This window comes from Terrirhizobium terrae (assembly GCF_030323265.1).
In the GTDB taxonomy this organism is placed as follows: Bacteria; Pseudomonadota; Alphaproteobacteria; order Rhizobiales; family Rhizobiaceae; genus Neorhizobium.
The window spans coordinates 1,812,079-1,828,623 of the sequence record NZ_CP104992.1 but is presented as its reverse complement, the minus strand read 5'-3'; the positions used below and the strand labels follow the sequence as shown (position 1 = coordinate 1,828,623).

General features: G+C 60.8%; 10 protein-coding genes and 5 pseudogenes. 10 read left to right on the top strand and 5 right to left on the bottom strand.

Annotated features, from left to right (window positions below; genetic code table 11):
- A pseudogene (locus N7E02_RS16625) lies at positions 1 to 2,723 on the top strand (ABC transporter transmembrane domain-containing protein).
- A 136-nt stretch (positions 2,724 to 2,859) separates the two neighbouring features.
- Positions 2,860 to 3,216 carry a Crp/Fnr family transcriptional regulator gene (locus tag N7E02_RS16620; protein WP_353622894.1) on the top strand — a complete coding sequence of 119 codons (357 nt, stop codon included), beginning with the start codon at positions 2,860 to 2,862 and terminating at the stop codon, positions 3,214 to 3,216.
- Between the two features lie 15 nt (positions 3,217 to 3,231).
- Here N7E02_RS16620 and N7E02_RS16615 read toward each other — a convergent pair whose 3' ends face one another.
- The 4 genes and pseudogenes from N7E02_RS16615 to N7E02_RS29760 all read right to left on the bottom strand — a co-directional run.
- Positions 3,232 to 3,714 carry a class I SAM-dependent methyltransferase gene (locus N7E02_RS16615; RefSeq protein ID WP_286583332.1) on the bottom strand — a complete coding sequence of 161 codons (483 nt, stop codon included), beginning with the start codon at positions 3,712 to 3,714 and terminating at the stop codon, positions 3,232 to 3,234.
- A 15-nt stretch (positions 3,715 to 3,729) separates the two neighbouring features.
- Positions 3,730 to 4,002, bottom strand: a complete 273-nt coding sequence (locus N7E02_RS29770; RefSeq protein WP_353622893.1) for a UDP binding domain-containing protein — start codon at positions 4,000 to 4,002, stop codon at positions 3,730 to 3,732.
- Positions 4,003 to 4,007: 5 nt separating this feature from the next.
- The gene (locus N7E02_RS29765; RefSeq protein ID WP_353622938.1) at positions 4,008 to 4,190 is read right to left on the bottom strand and encodes a hypothetical protein; all 183 of its coding nucleotides are present in this window, start codon (positions 4,188 to 4,190) and stop codon (positions 4,008 to 4,010) included.
- 18 nt (positions 4,191 to 4,208) lie between these two features.
- Positions 4,209 to 4,966 (bottom strand): annotated as a pseudogene (locus tag N7E02_RS29760) (nucleotide sugar dehydrogenase); the annotation flags it as partial.
- A 209-nt stretch (positions 4,967 to 5,175) separates the two neighbouring features.
- Between N7E02_RS29760 and N7E02_RS16605 the strand changes: the two are divergent.
- Positions 5,176 to 6,264 carry a glycosyltransferase family 4 protein gene (locus N7E02_RS16605; protein WP_286583329.1) on the top strand — a complete coding sequence of 363 codons (1,089 nt, stop codon included), beginning with the start codon at positions 5,176 to 5,178 and terminating at the stop codon, positions 6,262 to 6,264.
- Positions 6,265 to 6,267: 3 nt separating this feature from the next.
- Positions 6,268 to 7,005: pseudogene (locus tag N7E02_RS16600) on the top strand (polysaccharide deacetylase family protein).
- 2 nt (positions 7,006 to 7,007) lie between these two features.
- On the opposite strand, the gene N7E02_RS16595 reads toward N7E02_RS16600, so the two are convergent.
- On the bottom strand, positions 7,008 to 7,940 hold the full coding sequence (locus N7E02_RS16595) for a glycosyltransferase (RefSeq protein WP_286583325.1): 933 nt from the start codon (positions 7,938 to 7,940) through the stop codon (positions 7,008 to 7,010).
- A gap of 150 nt (positions 7,941 to 8,090) precedes the next feature.
- Between N7E02_RS16595 and N7E02_RS16590 the strand changes: the two genes are divergently transcribed.
- From N7E02_RS16590 to N7E02_RS16565, 6 genes and pseudogenes are all read left to right on the top strand, one after another.
- Entirely contained in the window at positions 8,091 to 9,974 is a 1,884-nt protein-coding gene (locus tag N7E02_RS16590) for an ABC transporter ATP-binding protein (protein WP_286583323.1), read from the top strand.
- On the top strand, positions 9,971 to 11,875 hold the full coding sequence (locus tag N7E02_RS16585; protein WP_286583321.1) for an ABC transporter substrate-binding protein: 1,905 nt from the start codon (positions 9,971 to 9,973) through the stop codon (positions 11,873 to 11,875). The genes N7E02_RS16590 and N7E02_RS16585 overlap by 4 nt, the downstream gene beginning before the upstream one ends.
- Complete coding sequence (locus tag N7E02_RS16580; RefSeq protein ID WP_286583319.1) at positions 11,872 to 12,870, top strand: ABC transporter permease; 999 nt, start codon at positions 11,872 to 11,874, stop codon at positions 12,868 to 12,870. The genes N7E02_RS16585 and N7E02_RS16580 overlap by 4 nt, the downstream gene beginning before the upstream one ends.
- Before the next feature lie 127 nt (positions 12,871 to 12,997).
- Positions 12,998 to 14,040: pseudogene (locus N7E02_RS16575) on the top strand (ABC transporter permease).
- A gap of 86 nt (positions 14,041 to 14,126) precedes the next feature.
- Positions 14,127 to 15,395, top strand: a complete 1,269-nt coding sequence (locus N7E02_RS16570; protein WP_286583317.1) for a glycosyltransferase family 4 protein — start codon at positions 14,127 to 14,129, stop codon at positions 15,393 to 15,395.
- A pseudogene (locus tag N7E02_RS16565) lies at positions 15,392 to 16,532 on the top strand (glycosyltransferase family protein). The gene N7E02_RS16570 and the pseudogene N7E02_RS16565 overlap by 4 nt, the downstream one beginning before the upstream one ends.
- The last annotated feature ends 13 nt before the right edge of the window (positions 16,533 to 16,545 follow it).

Here is a 16,545-nt window from a genome sequence, read left to right as displayed (position 1 = left end):
ATGCAGAAGACTTTGCTACGCTACATCTGGACGCATACGCGCCCCAGCAGAGCTGGATTCTCTTCATCGTAGCGTTATCGATGATACCTTACTTCTTGGCCTTCGATCTGCCCAAGCAGATCATCAACGGCCCTATCCAGGGTGAAGGCTTCGAAGACCTGAATGCGACCCAGAATTTTCTGGACTTCTCCTTCAACATTCCGCTGATCAACCAGACCCTGGCCTTTGACGGCTTCCCGCTTGACCGTATGCAAACGCTCGTCGCCCTCAGCGGCGTGTTCCTGCTGCTGGTCATCATCAATGGCGGCTTCAAGTATTACATCAACACCTACAAGGGTCGACTCGGCGAACGCCTGCTCCGACGCATCCGCTTCGAGCTCTTCGACCGCGTCCTGCGCTTTCCGCCTCGCTATGTAAAGAGCCTGAACGGCGCAGAAATCGCCAGCATGGTCAAGGACGAGGTGGAGCCGTTCGGCGGCTTTACCGGCGATGCCTTCGTCCAGCCGGCACTGCTTGGCGGCCAGGCGCTCGCAGCTCTCGTGTTCATCATCCTGCAGAACTTCTGGCTCGGCATGGTGGCCGCCTTCATGGTGGCGATCCAGGTGATCATTATCCCGAAGATGCGCCGCCGGCTGATCGAGCTCGGCCGCCAGCGGCAGATCACCGCCCGCCGGCTCGCCGGCAAGGTCAGCGAAGTCGTTGAAGGCCTCGGCACCATTCACGCCTATGATACGTCCAATTACGAGCGCGCCGACGTGGCGAGCCGGCTCGGCGAGATCTTCCGCATCCGCTACGACCTCTATCAGTGGAAATTCCTGGTCAAGTTCCTCAACAACTTCCTGTCGCAGCTGACGCCCTTCCTTTTCTATCTCATCGGTGGTTACCTGACGCTGCGCGGCACGCTCGACGTCGGTCAGCTCGTCGCCGTGATCAACGCCTACAAGGACCTTCCGGGGCCGCTGAAGGAACTGATCGACTGGGACCAGGCGCGCCAGGACGTGCAGGTCAAATACGAACAGGTGGTCGAGAATTTCGAGATCGAGGACATGATCCCGGTCGGACTGCATGCGCTCACCCGAGAGAGCGCCCATCCCAAGGGCGAAGTGCTGCAGGCTGCGGCGATTTCAGTCAACGACGATAGCGGCGCCAAGGTTGTCGACCACGTGACCATGAAGGTGGAACGTGGCGAGTCAGTCGCCATGATCGACCATACCGGTCGCGGCGCCGAGGCCATGGCGGAAGCCCTAGGCCGCGTAACCTGGCCTTCGAGCGGACGCGTTTGTCTCGGCGACACCGACATACGGGAACTTCCAGAATCCGTCACCGGGCGCCATATTTCCTACGTCTCGACCGACAGCTATTTCTTCCATGGCACGCTGCTCGACAACCTTATCTACGGCCTCAAGCATGCGCCGGTGAACAAGGTCGAATATACCGGCAAGGATGCGCGGCAGCGAAACTGGGAGGTCCGCGAGGCCAAGATGGCCGGCAACCCCCATCTCGATATCCGCGCCAGCTGGGTGGACTACAGTTCCGCTGCGCTTGGCGGCGGAACCAAGGAAGATCTGAAAAAGTCCCTGCTCGCGGCGTTGGACGTCGTGCAACTTACAGACGATATTTTGGAACTTGCACTCCACTCAACCATTAATCCGAAGGAAGATCCGAAATTCGCAGCGAGGGTCGTTGAAATGCGACACGCTTTGAGAGAGCGCATGCAGGAACTGGGAATGGAAACGCTCGTCGTCCCGTTCGAGCCCAATGCCTACAATGCGGAAGCGACCGTCGCCGAGAACCTGTTGTTCGGCGCGACCCTTGAGCCACTGACGCCGGAAAGCGAACTCCTCTCCAGCGAACATTTCTACGCGGCACTGCGCAAGGTCGGCCTGCAGCGGTCGTTCATCGAAATCGGCAGAACGGTGGCAAAGAACCTCGTCGAGATCTTCGGCGGTCTGCCGGCGGACCACCCGTTCTTCCGGCAAGTTACATCGCTGTCGGCCGAGGACATCACCTATTATCAAAGCCTGCTGCAACGCCGGACGGAGCCGAAGCCGGCCAATTTCCGCCTCTCGGATCCCGACAAGGCATTCATCCGCCTGACCCTCGAATATATCGAGCCTCGTTTCCGTCTCGGCATCCTGACGAGCGAGTTGCAGGACAAAATCGTCGGCGCGAGAGAGCTTTTCTACACGGAACTGCCCTCGCATCTGCGCGAACTCGTCGAGCGCTATGATCCCGACAGGTATGTGTCGGTTGCAACGCTGCGGGAAAACATCGTGTTCGGCAAGCTCAGCAATCGCAACGCCGACGGCGTAGCCGAACTGCGCGCTCTGGCGGCAAAGGTGTCCCAGGAGCTTGGTTTCAGCGATCAGCTTGTAAGAGCCGGGCTGGACTACGATATAGGTGCAGGAGGGCGGCGCCTGACGCCCATCCAGCGCCGTAAGCTCAATTTGGCCCGTGCGTTGCTGCGCCGCTCAGACTACTACGTGTTCAACAAGCCTTTACCGGGACTTGAGCGACACGCACAGGAAGAAATCGTTCAAAACGTACTTGCATTTCTGCGGCAACAGGAGAATGATCCCGCGGTGATCTGGGTTTTGTCAAACATCTCTTTGTCACGTTTGTTTGATAGGGTGGTGATGTTTGATAGTGGTGCTATACTGGAAGAAGGGTCTTACGAGACCCTCGAACAGGAGAGCGGTACTTTCAAAGCTCTGGTAGCTTAGCGATCGATCCGACGGGAAAGGAAAGGCGGTAAGAGCAATGTTGCTATGTGATGAAGTCCAACTGCTACGGAAGCTTCCGTACTTTGCGGAAGTCGACACGTGCAAGCTGAAGCTCCTCGCATTCGCGTCGGAACGCGTGTCGTTCAAGGCCGGTCAGCGCCTCTTCAATCAGGGTGAGAGTGGCGATTTCGCTTTCTTCATTCTGAGCGGCACAGTGGAATTCATGGTCACCACGCAGGAAGGCCCGGTCAAGGTCAGCGAGCGGGGCGCCAATTCGATCGTGGGCGACATTTCCATTCTGTGCGACGGCCCTCGCAGTTCCACAGTACAGGCGGCTTCGCCGGTGGAAGCTCTCAAGATCAACAAGGATTACCTGTTCCGGATCATGGATGATTGTCCCGGAATGACCATGAAGGTAACCCGCGCGCTGGCGGAGCGACTTCGCCTTACATCCTCCGAACTGGACAAAGTCCGCGCCCTGCAGAAGGCCTGACAGGGCGCATCAGGCTCAGATTTTCTGATACATGAAGTAGCGACCTTCCTCGACTGTGGGCAGACGGGGAAGCTCACTGAGATTTGCGTGCGCGAGAGGTAATCCGCTGACCGCGTAACCTCCTTGCCGAAGCATGTCAGCCACGATCTGCGGCAACCACGACTTGATGATCGCCTCACTGTCGGGATAGCCAGTGCCGATGTCGGCGTGAACCAATGCCGCATTGGCGCCGGCAAATCCCTTGCCGGTCTCGCTGATCTCGCCGAGGACGAAATCCTCGCCTTCCGGAAGGATGGTGCGGTGCGCGTTGAGAGCCCGGTCAAAGGCGACCACGCGGCGATCAGGGAAAAGCTGCAGCAGATGGCTGTAAGTGCGACCGTTACCAAGCCCTACCTCCAGGATCGCACCTTCAGGCGGCAATCCCAAATCGTGGGCGACGTGGTTCAGGATATCCCGTTGGGCGGACATACGGCTAATGAAAGTGTCGAGACGGCTCATTACTTTTCCGGTTCCTCAGGCTTTGACAATAGCATCGGATTCAATGCCCTTACGGGCAAAGACGTTGCGGGTATCGACGATCAGGGGCGCGACGCGGGCGATAGCCTCGTAGTCGACATTGTCGTGATCCGTGGCGATCACGACCGCGTCGAAAGAGCTGATCGTTTCCAGATCCCAGGCGAGCGAGCGTCGACCCTTCAGTTCGGCATATTCCCGCGTCGATGGAATTTCCGGCACGTAGGGGTCGAAATAGGTGGCGGATCCGCCGCGACGCTCGATCAGTTCCATCAACCTCAGCGAGGGCTTTCGCGGATATCCGGCACGTTCTTCTTGTAGGCCAACCCGATCAGCAGCACTTTCGAGCGGCTAAGCGCCTTGCCGGAACGAATGTCGAGCGCCTCGGCCAACCGCGTGACGATATGGTGCGGCATGGCAGTGTTGATTTCGCCAGCCAGCTCGATGAATCGCGTCGGCACTTCGAACTCGCGGGACTTCCAGGTCAGGTAGAAGGGGTCAATCGGGATGCAATGGCCACCGAGACCCGGGCCGGGATAAAGGGCATGTAGCCGAAGGGCTTGGATTTGGCTGCGTCGATGACTTCCCATACATCGATGCCCATGGCGTCGTAGACAAGCTTCAGCTCGTTGACGAGGGCGATGTTGACGGCGCGAAAGATGTTTTCGGTCAGCTTCACGGCCTCAGCGGTCGCCGTGGTCGAGACCGGTACGACGGAGGAGACGGTCGCGCCATAGAAAGCCTGCATCATGGAAGCGGCGGCCTCGCCGTCGCCGGCAACGACCTTCGGGATGGTGGCAGTCTGGAACTGGCGATTACCGGGGTCTTCGCGTTCCGGCGAATAGCCGAGGAAGAAATCGACGCCGGATTTCAGGCCGGTCTTCTCCAGGATCGGCTTGACGATCTCGTCGGTCGTGCCGGGATAGGTGGTCGATTCCAGCACGATGAGTTGGCCCGGCCGCAGGGTTTTCGCGATCGCCTCGGCGGTCTTCGCCACGAAGGACAGGTCGGGGTCGCGATGGGCGGTGAGTGGCGTCGGCACGCAGATTGCGATGATATCGCACTCGCGCAGCGCATCGAAATCGCAGGTCGCAGAAAAGCGGCCAGCCTCGCATTCAGCCTTGAGAACCTCTTCCGGCACCGCCTCGATATAGCTCTCGCGGCGTTCGATGTGCTCTATCTTCGACGGATCGATATCGAAACCGGTGACCGTAAATCCCGCCGTTGCAAAGGCCATTGCGAGCGGCAGGCCGACATAGCCGAGACCCACGACGCCCGCCTTGGCCGTGCGTGCATCGATCATCGCCTGAAGCGCGGAGGAAAGGGAGGTATCGGTCATGGCGGGAGAGTTCCTTGCGGTAGGCAATAGGCGACAGTTGTGATGGAAGCGCCGACGTGTCAAGAGTGGGTCACGGGGACATGATCCCGCCGCACGATGCCAGGTCTATGAAAATCCTGTTCTATTCGCCTCTCAAGTCCCCCAATCATCCCATCCCTTCGGGCGACAGGCTGATGGCGCGGCTCATCATCAGGGCGCTTGGACTGCTTGGCCATAATGTCGCAGTGGCATCGGAAATGCGTAGCTTCATGCGATCATCCGACATGGATGGCCTGCTCATCGAAAACATGACTGCGGCAGATGAGGAAATCGAGCGCATCGCGGCGGAGAGCGAGGTTTCGGGCAGGCCGGATCTCTGGTTCACCTATCATCCCTATTACAAGGCACCGGATCTGCTGGGGCCAAAGATGGCCCGGCGTTTCGGTATTCCGCTGATCAATGCCGAGGCGTCCTATTCCACCCGCCGCAATATCGGCACATGGCAGCAGTCCCAGGACATGCTGCTGCAAAGTCTCGAAACCGCGGCCGTTAATCTCTGTTTTACCCGTCGCGATCTGGATGGCCTGCAGGCCGCCGCATCTGGCGCCCGCCTCGAACTGATCCAGCCCTTCATAGACAGTGCGCCCTATCGCGCGCGCTCCCGCTCACCAGAGCCGATGCGCCTCGTCACCGTCGCGATGATGCGGCCCGGCGACAAGCTGAGCAGCTACAAGGCGCTCGCCGACAGCCTGAAGCTGATCGCCGACCTGCCCTGGACGCTGTCGATCGGCGGCGATGGCGAATGCCGGCCGGAAGTCGAGGCAGCCTTCGCATCGTTCGGTCCCGGCAGGATCGAATGGCTGGGCGCTCTTTCGGAGGATGCGGTCGGGGACCTGCTCTCACGCGGCTCCGTTTTCGTTTGGCCGGGTCACGGCGAGGCCTATGGTCTTGCCTACCTGGAGGCCCAAGCCATGGGGTTGCCGGTCGTGGCCGAGGCCATTGCTGGCGTGCCGGAGGTCGTGGAGCACGATCGCACGGGCCTGCTGACGCCAGCAGGCGACCGGGACGCCTTCGCGGAAGCCATCGCATCCCTGCTGACCGATGAACCGCTCAGGTCCCGCCTCGGGCAGCAGGCGCGGCATTTTGCGACGGAAGAAAGATCCATCGTCGGCGCGGCGGAAGCCATGCGCCAGATTCTCGATCGATATGTGAGATAGCCTATGAGCCGCGACCAGTTCCTGCAGATGCTTGATGCCTATTCCCGCGACGGCCGGACCACGCAGCTATGGTTGCGTGACGATGACGCGATCGAACCGACGGAACCGCTGTCCCGCCTTCTCGATCTTTCGGCACGGTGGAATGCGCCGATGACGATCGCAGCAATTCCGGCCAATGCGACCGATGCCCTTGCCGATCTCTTGAAGCCTCTGCCGGCGATCTCCGTTGCCGTTCACGGCTGGGATCACGTCAACCATGCGCCTGCTTCCGAAAAAACAGGAACTCGGCCTTCATCGCGGCGAGGAAACCGTGCTCGCCCGGCTCGCCGACGGGCTGACGCGCATCAATGCTCTTTTCGACGGCAGGGCCGTTCCGCTTCTCGTGCCGCCGTGGAACCGCATTGCGACCGATCTCATCCAGCATCTGCCGGGTCTCGGATACAAGGCGCTCTCAGTCTTCGGGCCTGAGCGGGGCGAAAGCCCGCTGCCGCTTGTCAATACCCATGTCGATATCATCGACTGGAAAGGAGCCGCGGCGGGCGATCGATGTATGTACTCTATGCCGAGGCTTCAGCGCATCTGCAGACAGCGAAGACATCTCAGGTGCCGCTCGGCATCCTCACCCACCATCTCGTGCATAACGCGGCGGCCTGGGAGTTTCTCGACGACCTGTTCGCGACTACGGCCAACCATCCAGCCTGCCGCTGGGTTTCAGTCGGCGAGTTGATGGGTCGCGACTAAAACTACCAGGGTTTCCAAGGGATCAGGAGGCCGCCGCCCTTCGCTTCGTTATCCGCGGCCAGCTTTTCCAGGTCTGCCAGCAGAGCTCCCTTCGGCGGCGCAGGCGCCACGAAATCAGCATCAGCGAGAGTGACCGGACCCGAGCGCGCGACAACGGTGAAGATCAGCGGCCCCGTCGACCACCAGGCCGGCACATCGCCGAGATCTTCGACGACCGATGTCAGCGCATCGCAGAGCCTTGCGAGGACAGGGTTGCCCGGCGGGGTCGCGATGAAGGAGTTGGCCAATAGCGTGCTGCCCCTCCCCGTATTGCGCGGCGTTTCTTCGGCGAAGGCGCATAGGCCGGTCATCGGCAGGAAATCGTGGAAGCTGACGTCCGAACGTGCGGGAAACCAGTCACAATCGAGATAGACGCCGCCAAGATCGCGCAGGATCATGTAGCGCGCGGCATCGACCGCGCCCGGAAAATCGCCTTCGTCGAGCATATGCCGCAGGGCTGGATGATCGTCATAACCGGATTGAGCAAGATCGGCTTCACGCCACAGCCTATGCCGATATCCGTGGGCGGCGGCATGGGCCGCCCAGGCATCGACGGTCGGAGGGACGGGTCTTGAACCGAGCCATATCTGGTGAATGTAATGGGGAACGGGCGTTCGTGACAGCTCGACCATCGTTCTTCGCTCTTCAGCCGAGAACACGGCATGATGCGCTAGCCTTTCCGACGGCGGTACGAGGTGAAACTGATAGGCAATCCGGCTTATGGCATCGCCTTCGGCCTTGGCGAGCTTCAGCCTGGCGGACTGCAGCCGTCGAGGCAGGCCGAGAGACGTCGCCGGATCGGCGTTTCCGAGGTTTTTCGCCTCGATCTGCCGCAGAAGATCGCGCGCCGCGTCCAATTCACCCGCCAGAATCAGCTTCCTGGCCTCTGCAAGCATCTTTTTGTAGTCTGCGTCGTTTATCATCGGTAGCGTTACAGCAACCTTCTCGTGCCATGGACTAACTTCACCGCTCTGCGCTACGCTCTTTATCGTTTTGGCGTCAACCCGAACAGGTAATCACATGTCTCAGCCATCGAAAGGCGTTTGATGACGATCGTGCCCGACCTTCTGCGTATCGAAAACCTCAGTGTCGGCTTTTCCGTCTTCGGAGGCACCATTCAGGCCGTCAAGAACCTGAACATGCGGATCCAGCCCGGCAAGGTGACCGCGCTGGTGGGAGAGTCGGGATCGGGAAAGTCCGTGATCGGCCGCACCATCGTCGGTATAGAAAGCCCGCTCGCCACCACGCAGGGGCGCGTCCTGTTCAATGATCCGCTGACGACGGAAGGTCCGGTCGACCTGCTGAGGCTGCCGCAGGACGGGCGCCAGATCCGTGCGATCCGTGGCAACCGGATCGGCATGATCTTCCAGGAGCCGATGACGTCGCTCTCGCCGCTTCACACGGTCGGCAACCAGATCGACGAGGCGCTTCGCATCCATGATGCATCGTCGGCTGCCGAACAGCGCGAGCGAGTGGAGGAGACGTTGTCGCTTGTCGGGTTCAAGGACCCGGCCAAGGTGCACCGGATGTATCCGTTCGAGCTTTCCGGCGGCATGCGCCAGCGCGCCATGATCGCCATGGCGCTTGTCTGCCGTCCTGCCCTATTGATCGCCGACGAGCCGACGACGGCGCTCGACGTCACCATTCAGGCGCAGATCCTGAAGCTGCTCCGAGACCTGCAGTCGCGCTTCAACATGGCGATGCTGCTCATCACCCATGACCTTGGGATCGTGACCAATCTCGCCGACGAGGTGGTGGTCGTCTATCGTGGAGAGGTGATGGAGGCCGGCTCGGTGGACGATATCTTCCGCCGCCCTGCCCATCCCTACCCGAAGGGGCTGATTTCGGCGATACCGACATTTGAAATGTCCCGCGACCAGCGCCTTAAGCCGTTGCGAGAAATCGCCGTCGACACCGCCGACCTGATGGGCAAGTCGAAGAAGACCGAAGGTGGCGATCCGGTCATTCTTTCCGTGCGCAATGTCAGCAAGACCTTCAAGGCGAAAAAGAAGAAAATCGGCAGCAGCGAAAGCAGCGTGACCGTGGCGGTCAACGATGTCAGCTTTGACATCCGGCGGGGCGAAAGCCTCGGCCTCGTTGGCGAAAGCGGCTGCGGCAAGACTACGCTCAGCAAGATCCTGATGCGCGGCCTGACGGCGGATAATGGCTCCGTCACCTTCAACAGCGAAAGAGGCCCGATCGACGTCCTTTCGGCCAAAGGCGACGATCTGGAACTGCTGCGCAAGCGGGTGCAGATGGTGTTCCAGGACCCGATCTCGTCGCTGTCGCCACGCATGACCGTTCGCGAGATCATTGCGGAGGGCCTGGAGATCCACGGGCGCGGTGACAGACAGACGCGCCTCAAGGCTGTTAGCCGGCTATTGCGCACGATCGGTCTCGACGACAGCGCGATGAACCGGTACCCGCACAGCTTCTCCGGCGGGCAGCGACAGCGCATCGGTATTGCGCGCGCACTGGCACTCGGCCCCGAGCTCATGATCTGCGACGAGCCTGTGTCGGCCCTGGACGTCTCCATCCAGGCGCAGATTCTCAACCTGCTCAAGGACCTGAAGAAGGACCTCGGCCTTACCTACCTCTTCATCTCCCATAACCTCGCCGTGGTGAACTACATGGCCGACCGTGTCGCCGTCATGTATGCAGGGCAGATCGTCGAGATAGGCCCCTGCGAAGTCATCATGCGCAATCCGATCCATCCCTATACGCGCCGACTGATTGCCGCCGTGCCGATCCCAGATCTCGACCGTCCTCTCAACCTCGACACGCTGGAAATTCCCAAGAAGCCGACGCAGAACTGGAATCCGGTCTTTGTCCAGGACGAGGGTGGCGCGCATCTGACCCATCTCGATCTCGGCGAGGGCCATCTGGTACTCGCAAAACCCCAGGCAGACATGCGGGAGCTACGCCCATGATCTTGCGAAGAACAATGCTCGCGCTGATGGCGGCGGCATTCAGCCCATTCAGCGCCAAGGCCGCATTCACCGGTTCCGGGATACTCGACGATGCGGTCAAGGATGGCTCGATGCCGGATGTAGCGGCGCGACTGCCGCGCAATCCCCGGGTCGTCAACCTGTCTGCGGCAAACAAACAGCCGGGCCGGCACGGCGGGGTCGTGCGCATGCTGATCGGCGGCCAGCGCGACATTCGCCTGATGCCCATCAACGGGTATTCAAGGCTCGTCGGCTACGACGAGAAACTCAACCTGCAGCCGGATATTCTCGAAAGCTACACGGCGGAGGAAGACCGGATCTTCACCTTCAAGCTGCGCGAAGGCCACAAGTGGTCCGACGGCTCGCCGCTGACGACGGAGGATTTCCGTTACAGCTGGGAAGACGTGATGAACAACCGGGACCTCCATAAGGGCGGCATCCCGGTGGATCTGAGGGTCAACGGCAAGGGTCCGCAGTTCGAACTGATCGACCAGTGGACGGTGCGCTATACCTGGGACGAACCCAATCCGGACTTCCTGGCGCTGCTCGCCAGCCCGTCCCCACTCGTGATCATGATGCCTTCGGGCTATCTGAAACAGTTCCATCCGCGCTATCAGGACGCCGACACGCTTGCCAAGCTGATGAAGAAATACAAGGCCGAGGAATGGGGCGACCTTCACAAGAAGATGTCGCGTACCGTTCGGCCGGAAAATCCTGAATTGCCGACGCTCGATCCCTGGTTCAACAGCACCGAACCGCCGGCACAGCAATTCGTCTTCAAGCGCAATCCGTATTTTCACCGCGTCGACGAAAACGGGCTGCAGCTGCCCTATATCGACAAGTTCGTGCTCAACGTCAGCGGTGCCGACCTGATCGCCGCCAAGACCGGATCGGGCGACAGCGACCTGCAGCCTGCCAATGTCGATTTTGCCGATTATACCTTCCTCAAGGCAGCCGAGAAACGCTTCCCGCTGAAGGTCGACCTGTGGAAACGGACGCAAGGGTCACGCGTGGCGCTGATCCCCAACCTGAACTGCAAGGACGATGGCTGGCGCAAGGCGTTTCAGGATGTCCGCGTCAGGCGGGCGCTGTCGCTTGCGATCGACCGCGAGGAGATCAACAAGGCCGTGTTCTTCGGGCTCGCGCACGAAGCGGGCAATTCCGTCCTGCCGGACAGCCCGCTCTTCAAGCCAGAATATGAGCAGGCCTGGGCCAGCCACGATATCGATCAAGCCAACCGTCTGCTGGACGAAGCCGGCCTCGACAAACGTAACGAGGACGGGTGGCGGCTGCTTCCCGATGGCCGCCAGGCAAAGATCATCATCGAAAGCGCAGGCGAAAGCACGTTCGAGAGCGACGTGCTGGAGCTGATTACGGATCATTGGTCGAAGATCGGCATTGCCATCTTCACCCGCGTGTCGCAGCGGGAAATTTTCCGCAAGCGCGTGATCGGCGGCGAGACCCTTATGGGTGTCTGGATGGGGATGGATAATGGCGTGCCGACGGCAGAAATGTCTCCGAAGGAGCTTGCCCCGACGGCCGATGACCAGCTGCAATGGCCGGTATGGGGTCTTCACTTCCTCTCCGGCGGAGGCGATGGACACCCGCCGGATCTGCCGGAAGCGATGCAGCTTCTCGAACTGATGAAGGAATGGAAGACCGCCGGCACCCATGCAGAGCGCGAAGCGATCTGGCATTCGATGCTTGATATCTTCACCCAGAACGTCTTCACCATCGGCATCGTCAATCAGGCGCTGCAGCCCGTGGTAAAATCGTCCAGGCTGCGCAACATCCCTGAAAAAGCCCTCTACGGCTTCGACCCGACTTCGTATCTGGGCGTCTATATGCCCGACACCTTCTGGTACGAGGAGAACCAGGCATGATCCGTTACATACTCTGGCGGATCCTGGTAATGATTCCGACGCTTGTGCTGATCTCGATGCTGGTCTTCACCATTATCGAGCTGCCGCCGGGCGACTATTTCGAGAGCTATGTCGCGGAAATGCGGGCTATCGGCGAAGGCGCCGACATGCAGGAAATCGAGGAGCTCCGCGCCCGCTATGGCTTCGACAAGCCCATACCGATCCGCTACCTGCACTGGGTCGGCGGCATGCTGGTTGGCGATTTCGGCTATTCGTTCGAATACCGGCTCCCGGTTTCCGACGTTGTCGGCGACCGGCTGTGGCTTACCGTCCTTGTCTCGGTCGTGACCATCATCGTCACCTGGCTGCTCGCCTTCCCGATCGGTATTTACTCCGCCACCCATCAGTACAGCTGGGGTGACTACGGACTGACGCTGCTCGGCCTGATCGGGCTTGCGGTTCCGAATTTCGTGCTGGCGCTGATCCTGATGTATTTCGCCAATGTCTGGTTCGGTACGTCGATCGGCCACCTGATGGACCAGAAATATCTGAACCAGCCGATGAGTTGGGACAAGGCCTTGTCGATCCTCGAACATCTCTGGATCCCGGTCATCATCATCGGCACTGCCGGCACCGCCGGCATGGTACGCAGGCTGCGCGCCAACCTGCTCGACGAGTTGCGCAAGCAATATGTGATGACTGCGCGGGCCAAGGGACTTCACCCGTTCAAGGTGCTGACCAAATATCCGCTGCGCATGTCACTCAACTTCTTCATCTCCGATATTGGCTCGATCCTGCCGCAGATCATCTCGGGCGCGGAAATCACCGCCGTCGTGTTGTCGCTCGAGACGACCGGGCCGATGCTGATCAGGGCGCTGCAGACTCAGGACATGTATCTCGCCGGATCGTTCCTGATGTTCCTCGCGGTGCTGACCGTGGTCGGCGTTCTGATCTCTGACATCGCGCTTGCGCTTTTCGATCCGCGCATCAGGCTCTACGGAGGCAAGACGCGATGAGCATGCAATTGCCCCCGACGGCCAACCGCTGCCGCATTATGTCTCGACCGCGCCATTCGACCCCTATGCCTTTGACAAGGGTGTGGAAGGCGCGGCCATTGCTAAGCAGGCATCTCAGTTTCAACTGATGTGGTGGCGCTTCCGGCGTCACCGACTGGCACTGATCTCCGGCATATTCCTGCTCGTCGCTTATATTTCCATCATCATCGCGGAATTTCTGGCGCCCTATAACCTGCATACCCGCGACATGAACAATATCTACGCGCCGCCGCAATCGGTGCACCTGTTCCATGAAGGCTCCTTCATCGGCCCGTTCGTCTATGGCCGGACGATGGAACTCGACATGGAGAACCTGAAGCGGGTTTATCGCGACGATCCGAGCCAGGTGCAGCCGCTGCGTTTCTTCTGCAAGGGCGACAGCTACCAGTTCTGGGGTTTCATTCCCGCGAACCACCATCTCGTCTGCCCGGCGGAAGGCGGCCAGATGTTCCTGTTCGGCACCGACCGGCTCGGCCGCGACGTGATGTCCCGCGTTATCTACGGCGCACGCATCTCGCTGACGATCGGCCTGCTCGGCATCACCACCAGCTTCGTGCTCGGCATCCTGATCGGCGGGCTTGCCGGTTACTGGGGCGGCAAATTCGATCTGGTCGTCCAGCGCATCATCGAGGTCCTGCAGTCCATTCCGAGCATTCCGCTCTGGCTAGCGCTTGCGGCGATCATGCCGGCCGACTGGAGCCCGTTCGTCATCTATCTCGGGATCACCTTCATTCTCGGGCTGCTCGACTGGACGGGCTGGCGCGCGCCGTGCGTTCAAAACTGCTGTCGCTGCGCGAGGAAGATTATGTACTCGCCGCGCAGCTGATGGGCGCCGGTCACTGGCGCATTATCGGGCGGCATCTGATCCCCGGCTTCATGTCGCATCTGATCGCCAGCGCGACACTGACCATTCCCGGCATGATCCTCGGCGAGACGACGCTCAGCTTCCTCGGGCTCGGCCTGCGGCCGCCGGTGACGAGTTGGGGCGTGCTTCTGACCGAGGCGCGTACGGTGAATGTCGTGGCGCTCTATCCATGGCTACTCATACCGGTCATTCCGGTAATTCTCGTCATTCTCGCCTTCAACTTCCTGGGAGACGGGTTGCGGGACGCGGCCGACCCTTATCACTGATCTTGCCGACACGGTGATCGGCGGATAGTGCTTTGCGGCCGGTCTGGTTTTCAGGGCCGGTTGCGTAAGACCGCATAGGATCGACTTTGAACATACCCAAGAAGATGGTCGTGCTGCTGAAGGGCTATCCGCGCCTTTCGGAAACCTTCATCGCCCAGGAACTGCGCGGCCTCGAACTCGCCGGCTTTCGGCTCGAGCTCGTATCCATGCGCCGTCCGACCGACAAGAAGCGGCACCCCGTGCATGACGAGATCGAGGCGCCCGTCCACTACCTGCCGGAATATCTTCACGAGGAGCCGTTGCGGGTCGCGAAAGCTCTCGCGCACTGCATCGGCAAGCCTACGTTTCGCAAAGCGCTCTCGGCCTTCCTGAAGGACCTGCCGCGCGATATCAGCCGCAACCGCTTCCGCCGCTTCGGGCAGGCTCTCGTGCTGGCGCGCGAGTGGCCGGAAGGAGCAGACTGGCTGCATGTCCATTTCATTCACACCCCTGCCGCGGTTGCGCGTTATGCGTCACAGCTTCTCGGCATGCCGTTCAGTGTTTCCGCCCATGCCAAGGACATCTGGACGAGCCCCGACTGGGAGCTTACCGACAAGCTCACCGACGCCCGCTGGACAGTGACCTGCACGCGCGGCGGTGCCGAGCATCTGCGGACGCTGTCCGAAAACCGGGACAAGGTTCATCTCAGCTATCATGGCCTCAACCTCGACCGCTTCCCGCCGCCCAACCGGGCACCAGCGACGCGCGATGGTTCCGACCCGAACGACCCGATCGCCATTCTCGCCGTCGGGCGCGCCGTGCCGAAGAAGGGTTTCGACATTCTGCTGCGCGCGCTGGCGTTGCTTCCCGAAAATATTTCTTGGCGGCTGGACCATGTCGGCGGCGGTGACGAACTCAAGACATTGAAGCCGCTCGCCGAGGAGCTCGGTCTTTCGGATCGCATCCGCTGGCATGGATCGATGTCGCAGCAGGAAGTGCTTCAGCGCTATGGCGAGGCCGATATCTTTGCCCTACCCTGCCGGATCGGCAAGGACGGCGACCGTGATGGGCTGCCCAACGTGCTCGTCGAGGCGGCGAGCCAGCGCATCCTCTGCATCTCGACGACGATTTCCGGCATTCCGGAACTCTTCGTCACCGGCGAAAACGGCCTGCTCGTCGAGCCAGAAAATCCGCAGGCTTTCGCTGCCGAACTTGAAAGAGCGATCCGCAATCCATTCGAACGGGACAGGATGGCGGGCAATGCGGAGGCGAAGGTGCGCGGTCATTTCGACCACCGGACCAGCATTAGCGATCTCGAAATGCTGTTCTCCTCGGCCTACGGTAGTCAGAACAAGACGGAGGCTCCGCGTCCATGACATCGCCACGCGTACTTTTCTACGTCCAGCACCTGCTCGGCATCGGCCATATCGCCCGGGCGAGCCTTGTCGCCTCTGCCCTCGCCGAGGACGGGTTCGATGTGACCATGGTCACAGGCGGCCTCCCCGTGCCGGGCTTTCCCGGTCCTGGTGCGAGGCATATTCCGCTCATTCCAGAAGTGACGTCCCGCGAGGGCTTTTCGGGACTACAGGATGCCGACGGCAACACGCTGGACGCCGACGGAGAACGTCGCCGCGTCGAACAGTTGCTGGCGATCCTTGCCGACACCCGGCCCGATATCGTCATCACCGAAGCTTTCCCTTCGGGCGCCGGCAGATGCGCTTCGAGCTTCTGCCGCTCGTAGAGGCGATCAAGGCGATGCGGCCGAAACCGCTTCTCTTCGCCTCGATCCGCGACATCCTGCAGACCAACAAGAAGCCCGGCCGCGACGAAGAGACGGTGGCGCTGGTGAAGGAACATTTCCATCGCGTGCTGGTCCATGGCGACCGGAACCTGACACAGATCGAAGACACCTTTCCGCTGGCGGACCAGATTGCCGACAAGATTGCCTATACGGGCCTTGTCGCTCCGCCGGCGCCGACCGCCTCGCCTGAAAAGTACCGCGTGATCGTCTCGGCGGGGGCGGCGCAGTCGGGCACAAGCTCTTGAATGCGGCTGTTGCGGCTCGCGGGCTGCTGCCCGATCCGGGCCGCTGGTGCGTCATCACCGGTCCCAATCTCGATGCGGAAAGCTTCGAAGCGCTGGCCGCGCAGAGCGATGAAGACATGGATGTCTTCCGCTTCAGGAGCGATTTCCGGCAGTTGCTTGCGAGCGCCGAACTATCGATCTCGCAGGCCGGCTACAATACCGTCTGCGATATATTGAGAGCGGGCTGCGGCGCGCTGCTGGTGCCGTTTGCGGCAGGCGGCGAAACGGAGCAGACCGTGCGCGCCACCAAACTGCAGGAACTCGGTCTGGCGCAGACGGTGGACGAAGCACCGATCACGCCGCATTCGATCGCGGCAGGCATCGAGGCGGCGCTCACGCAGCGAGGCTCGGCAAAGCTGGACTTGCAGATGGACGGTGCGCGGGAAACGGCGCGGCTGCTTCGCGAACAGCTTGACCAAACCGGCTAAGGCAGATCCCCTG